The sequence below is a fragment of the Streptomyces sp. NPDC058964 genome, from assembly GCF_042741275.1.
In the GTDB taxonomy this organism is placed as follows: domain Bacteria; phylum Actinomycetota; class Actinomycetes; order Streptomycetales; family Streptomycetaceae; genus Streptomyces.
On the sequence record NZ_JBHYKH010000144.1, the window covers coordinates 1 to 5,742 of the forward strand.

5 protein-coding genes and 1 pseudogene are annotated in these 5,742 nt (G+C 66.5%); 2 read left to right on the forward strand and 4 right to left on the reverse strand.

The annotated features are described in order from the left end of the window. The first annotated feature begins 363 nt into the window (after positions 1–363). Positions 364–627: a hypothetical protein gene (locus tag ACFW2E_RS19440; protein ID WP_384467961.1), complete on the forward strand. Its 264-nt coding sequence runs from the start codon at positions 364–366 to the stop codon at positions 625–627. Positions 628–632: 5 nt separating this feature from the next. On the opposite strand, the gene ACFW2E_RS19445 is transcribed toward ACFW2E_RS19440, so the two are convergent. Continuing rightward, positions 633–1,265, reverse strand: a complete 633-nt coding sequence (locus tag ACFW2E_RS19445; protein WP_384467963.1) for a hypothetical protein — start codon at positions 1,263–1,265, stop codon at positions 633–635. Between the two features lie 248 nt (positions 1,266–1,513). On the opposite strand from ACFW2E_RS19445, the gene ACFW2E_RS19450 reads away from it, so the two are divergent. Continuing rightward, positions 1,514–1,801, forward strand: coding sequence for a WhiB family transcriptional regulator (locus ACFW2E_RS19450; protein ID WP_384467965.1), 288 nt, complete (start codon positions 1,514–1,516; stop codon positions 1,799–1,801). Positions 1,802–1,944: 143 nt separating this feature from the next. Here the strand turns inward: ACFW2E_RS19450 and ACFW2E_RS19455 are convergent, their stop codons facing one another. The 3 genes and pseudogenes from ACFW2E_RS19455 to ACFW2E_RS19465 form a co-directional block, all read right to left on the reverse strand. Next, positions 1,945–3,207 carry a Gfo/Idh/MocA family protein gene (locus ACFW2E_RS19455; RefSeq protein ID WP_384467967.1) on the reverse strand — a complete coding sequence of 421 codons (1,263 nt, stop codon included), beginning with the start codon at positions 3,205–3,207 and terminating at the stop codon, positions 1,945–1,947. Between the two features lie 275 nt (positions 3,208–3,482). Then, positions 3,483–3,835, reverse strand: a pseudogene (locus tag ACFW2E_RS19460) (transposase); the annotation flags it as partial. A 669-nt stretch (positions 3,836–4,504) separates the two neighbouring features. After that, entirely contained in the window at positions 4,505–5,362 is an 858-nt protein-coding gene (locus ACFW2E_RS19465) for an alpha/beta fold hydrolase (protein ID WP_384467969.1), read from the reverse strand. Positions 5,363–5,742: the final 380 nt, after the last annotated feature.

Below are 5,742 nucleotides of genomic sequence, written 5' to 3' on the forward strand. Positions count from 1 at the left end.
CCGCATTTTCGAAGACGCGTCCCTGTTCGACTTCACCCACCCCTGCCCCCCGGACTACCCCGTGGACTAGGGCTGGGTGGGCTGACGGGGAGCACACGGTGAGGCCGCCCCCAGGGGACGCCCTCAGCGCCGTGCACGCCTCTTCACTGGTGAAGGACCGGATGGACATCACCGACGCCCGTCGGAGCCTGTCCGGCGCAGAGACCGTGCTCGAGCTCCGCGCGGTGGTGAGCAACGGCAACTACGAGGAGAGCCGGGCCCACCACACCCAGCGCGAATACCTGTGTTCATGCCATGCGTTCGGTCCCAGGCGAGTGGGCCATTCGGTGTCCGAGGTCGCAGCAGCGGTGCCGCGAGGTCGGTGTGGGTGATGAGACGGGTCAGGGCCGTATTGCGACGCTGGATGCGGTTGTTGGCAACGGCACGCTCGACGGCCTCGGTCTGGCCGATGAGCAGGACGCCTTCACCGGCCCGGGTGACGGCGGCATAAAGCTGGTTGTGCTGGAGCAGCATCGGCCCGGCCGCCCGGCCGTGACGGGCTACGCCTGCGCCAGAGCCTTCTCGTCTTCCTCGCTGGCCGCCGGGGACGATCGGGCGGTTGCCCTGTCCGCTGCGGCAGGTCCGTGACTCGCCTACAGGACGGTGCTCTTCTGCTTGGTGCGCTCGACGGCGCTCTTCGCGACGAGCCGCTCAAGGGTGTTGCGCACGACGGTGGCGTTCCGGGCGCCCTCGGAGTACTCGTTCTCCAACTCGCTGGTGGCCTCGGCAGCCGTGCGCGGTTGACCGGGATGCTTATCCAGGATCTGCTTGAGGAGATCGCCCAGCGAAGGCTCGGCCGCCTTGTTCGCCGCCGACTTGTTCACCGAGGCCTTGGCCGCGTGGGCTGTGGTCTTCTTGGCCGCAGACTTCTTGTCAGCCTTCCTTGTCAGGGTGGTCCGCTTGGCGGCGGCCTTCTTTGACGGGGCCGCGGGGCTGCTGGTCTCCTGGTGCCCCGGCTGCGGCACGGCCACCTCCTCCCGCACGGCGGACGAGTGGGCAAGGTCCTGCGGCTCGGTCGCGGCAACACCTGCCGCACCACCGGCGGCAGAGTCCGGGCCGGCAATCGCGGCAGTCAGAGCACTCTGCAATCCGAGCAGTACCTCCTCCTCCGCCTGCAACTGCTTCAGCCGAGCACGGAGATTGTCCTGCTCAGTGCGGTTGCTCTCAAGCTCGCTGGCAAAACGCCCCGCGTACTTGTCGTGGATGCCGGCAGCCTCGTCGGCCACGGCCCTCACGCTCCTTGATCCCTGGTGTGCTGCGCCGGATGCTACCCACCCACGCGACTTCACAGCTGGCATCCCGGCACATCACACCTACTCGAGAGCCACACACAGTTGGCCTGACGCTTTGACAGACGACGGCCCGCGGCCGCGGCGCCCCGGGTGTTCGCACAGGACCGTGGCCGCCTTGAGGCCTGACGAGCGTTCCATACGTACGACAGCGTAGGGTCGTTGCGGACGTTGAGGAGAAAGCCATGACCAGCGGCGAATGGGCGGAGAGTGCGGCCTGCCGCACTGCCGAACCGGATGAGCTGTTCGTCCAGGGGGCCCAGCAGAACCGGGCCAAGACGCTGTGCCATGGTTGCCTGGTGCGCACCGAGTGCCTGGCCGAAGCCCTCGACAACCGCATCGAGTTCGGCGTGTGGGGCGGCATGACGGAGCGCGAGCGCCGGACCCTGCTGCGCCGCAGACCCGACGTCGCCTCCTGGCGAGCAGTACTCGAGGAAGCACGCCAGGCGTTCGAGCACCCCGCGGTCGGCTGACTGCAGCGGCGTCCACCACCGTGCCGCCCCCTGCCTCGCACACGCCCCGGTCCCCTGCTCTGAAACGGAGGTGGGGTCGGGGACGGTGGAGCGCCTGTGGCCTTATGCGAGCCCGGGGTGAGCGCCCTCCCCGGGCTCGGTCGTCACAAGGGGTTTCGCACTGTTTCAACGGAGCCGTTGCGGCGGGCCCGCTCAGCCGCGAGAACGGAGATGTGGCTGAGCAGGGAGTCTCGCGGGCCTGACTTGATCCGAGTGGGGTCCTTGGTGGCCACCGCTTCGATGAAGGCGCCCATGAGTCCTGCATCGCCGCCGCCGTGGCCGCCTGCGGCGTTCATCGTGCCGTCGCCCGTCACTGCTATCGACTCCTCCGTGCGGGTCAAGAAGTCGTAGACGCGGATGGTTTCGCCGTCGCCGGCCATTTCACCGCGGGTGCCGAAGAAGCGAGTGCTGCGCTTGCCGACCACCTCGGTGAACGCGGTCATGGTGAAGGTGGCGGTGGCTCCTCCGGGGTATTCCATGGCAACGACCTGGTGGTCGACAACGTCGTTGTCGCACGCATAGACGCACCGTCCGTATGGGCCCGTGCGGAGAGCCTCCTCCAGCGCCTCGGGCGTGAAACTGTCGACGACCACGCTGAGCGGCCAACGGTGCTCCTGCCGGTCCAGCAGGTCGCCGTAGAAACGAGAGGCCGAGTAACGGCATTCCGCCGCAACGGAGCAGTCCAAGCAGCGGTCGGCGGCACCCGTGGGCCGGTTGGCGGAATGGAAGTGGGACAGCCTGCCGAAACTGGACACGCGGGCTGGTGGCTCGCCAAGGACGTACTGCAACCAGTCCAAGTCGTGGCAGGACTTGGCCATCAGCATGGACGTTGCTTCATCGCTGCGTCGCCAGTTGCCGCGGACGAAGGAATGCGCCTGGTGCCAGAAGCCCACGGGTTCCAGGCGCTGGATGCTGACGATGGTGCCCAGGCGCCCCGAGTCGATGAGCTGCTTGAGGGCGCGGGTGTACGGGGTGTAGCGCAGAACATGCCCTACGGAGAACATGACGCCGGACTGCTCCACCGCCTTGACGATCTCTCTGCAGGAGGCCTCGTCCAAGGCCATCGGTTTCTCGACCATGATGTGGTAACCGAGGGCCGCAAAGGTCACGGCAGGTTCCACATGCAGGCGGTCCGGTGTGCAGATCAGCACGGCGTCGGCGATCTTGCCGAGAGCAGCAAGGTCTCTCCAGTCCGAAGTGGTCCGCTCCGGCGGAAGGGCGTGATCACGCGCGAACCGTGTCCGGTGCACCTCGCGCGGCTCGGCGACGCCGACAACGTGCGCGCGATCGGGGTGAGCCAGAGCCCACTTGGCATGTTTGGCGCCACGGTCACCGGCGCCGACGACGATGAGAGACACAGGCGGCATGCTGGAATCCTAGCGATTCTTCCCGGTTGGCTGCTTCGGCAGCCGACGACGCCGCAGAGCAGCGACCAGTACGCTCCTGGCCCAACTACTCGGCATCACCCGCACCAACCTGTCCAACCAGTTCCAGGACGGGCACCGTCTCCTGGACCTGCACAAGATCACTGTTACGCCGCTACACCAAACGCCCGCCCGCACCCTGGAACAGCTGAAGGCTCGTGGGACGCCAGCCGAGCGACACTCCACAGATCAACCCGGACAGTAATTTGAATTCAGGCCCCGCCCATTCCGGAGTACTGGCGCTGCACTCCTGCAAAGGTGGTGCCCCTCTTCAGGAAGCCGGTGTCATCGAGGATCAATACACCCCTCCGGCGTGCTGAGTTGTTTTGCGACGTACGCCTGGAGGTCGTCACGCAGGCCGTTGGTGTCCCAGCGGCTGTGGGAAAGCAGGTGCTGCAGGCCGTGTGGGGTGGCGTGCCCGGCGTATTCCGCGAGCTGCCAGCTGTTCTTTCGGCCGACCGGGCCGAGCAGCCCACGGATGTAGTCGCGCATTCGCCGCCGGGTTTCCACCTGGGCGAAGCGGACCCCGGAAGCGGACCCCGGTCTGCCGGAAGAGTTCCTCGAGTTCCAGGTCCCAGGCGTTCGTCGGTACATCGTGGATCACGACAACTGACTGCTCACCGCGCTGTCATTACATGTGACGCGGGCACCGTTGATGGGACGGCCTGTTCAAGACCGTCCCACGCATACCCAACCCCCGCTACACTCCCCACCGCCAGCTGTTGACCAGGAGAAGTACAGAAGTCCCGCTGGAGTATTAGGCAGGTAGAGCTCGCGGTCGACCTGGGCGTGGCCACGGGCTATCTATCCACCCGGCCCCGCCGGAGTACTGGCGCTGCGCTCCGCGAACGTGGTGCCCCTTCTTCACCACACAGGCAGTGCCTGAATCCGGCACCGGGAATGTGAGCAGCATGGCCGCCAGCGAGAAGGTCCGCGCCAAGGCCGAGCAGGTCGTCGGCAAGGCCGTCCAGGCGGCCGGGTGAGCCACCGGCAACCAGACGCTGATCGCCCTGGGCCACACAGTGGAAGCCGCGGGCGACGTCTGCGAAGCCAACGAACCGGTTGGCCCTGAGTGGCACTGAGGGCCCCTGCGTGGTCCCGCGCTACCCGCGGACGGCTGTCCGGTCACGGCGGAGCGCACCGGAGCGTCCGTGGGGGGCGAGCACGACGGACCCGCCGCGCTCACCAGCCCGATCGGCTCATCATCGCTCTCCGGCACCACAGCTTGCCGCCGTGTCGGTCAGTGGAAGGCGGGTTCGCTGTCCAGGAACCGGGACACATGGCTCACGAACAACTCGGGGTACTGGAACAGCGCGCCGTGCCCGGAGTCCGGATAGATGACCAGCTGCGCGTTCGGAATGTGCTGCTGCAGGATGTAGGAGTTGATCGTCGGCACCATGATGTCGTGGCTGCCATTGACGACCAGGGTGGGCTGCTGGATGGTCTTCAGCTCGCTCCAGCGCTCACCAACCTGCTCGCGCCATTTGGCCATGGCCCCGACCTGGGCCTTGGCGACCTGCATCGAGCTCCGCGGGACGACGTCGACGGTGCGCTGGTGGCGCCGCGCCAAGAAGTCCCTGCCGGCCTGCCGGCTGGTTTCAGTCGGCTCGAAGAACAGGAACAGGTACCCGTCGTCGGTGATCTCCGGATCGTGCCCGGCCACTTCATAGATCTTTGGGTCCTGGCCCTCGAATTCTCCTGCCCGCGGTCCCGTGCCGACCAGCACGAGCCGGCGCACGAGCTGGGGGTGGCGCAGCGTCAGAGTCTGGGCGATGTATCCGCCGATGGAGAAACCGAGAACGTCGGCCTGCGGAATACCAAGCGCCCGGATGACCGCCGCACTGTCGTCACCGAAGCCTTCGAACGTCTCCGGCACCTCGCCGCTCGACCCGGCCACCCCCGAATAGTCGAACAGGATCACTTCCCGGTTCGCGGCCAGCCCGTCAGTGACCGCCGGATCCCAGTTGTCCATCCCACCGCGAAAGTGCACCAGGAACACCAGTGGAATGCCCCCCGGCTTGCCGAACCGGCGGTATGCGTGCCGGACTCCTCCCGCCTCCACGTACTGCGTGGGTGCGGTGACGTGCGTGTACGACATGTTCTGCTCCTTTGATACTTATTTCGGTTACAGGACCTGGCTCAATATCCGCGTCATGGCCTGGAATTTGCGGTTCTCCTGGCTTCAACACAGGATGTAAGCCGGTCGGTTCTTAATTAACATCGAACGAAAGCCGGTCGATTTCCCATGATCGCGAGATGCTAATCACAGTGACATGACAAGCGGCGAGCCGACCCGGGATATACCGGGAAAGGTGGGGAGCCGCCCTGGGACAAGAAGGCGTACGAGAGGCACCAGGGCGAACGTTCCCTGAGCCCGAGCAGGCGCAGAAGTTCGCGGCAGGCGCTGGGAGCAAGGTCGGGCGGCCATTGGCGGGAGCATCGCGTCCGAGCGCAGCGAGGACGGCCAGCGCAGCGGTG

What these genes read in the sequence shown, in the direction of transcription:
- ACFW2E_RS19450 (WP_384467965.1), top strand. Translation starts at nt 1,514, where the DNA reads ATGACCAGCGGCGAATGGGCGGAGAGTGCGGCCTGCCGCACTGCCGAA.
- ACFW2E_RS19465 (WP_384467969.1), bottom strand. Translation starts at nt 5,362, where the DNA reads ATGTCGTACACGCACGTCACCGCACCCACGCAGTACGTGGAGGCGGGA.
- ACFW2E_RS19455 (WP_384467967.1), bottom strand. Translation starts at nt 3,207, where the DNA reads ATGCCGCCTGTGTCTCTCATCGTCGTCGGCGCCGGTGACCGTGGCGCC.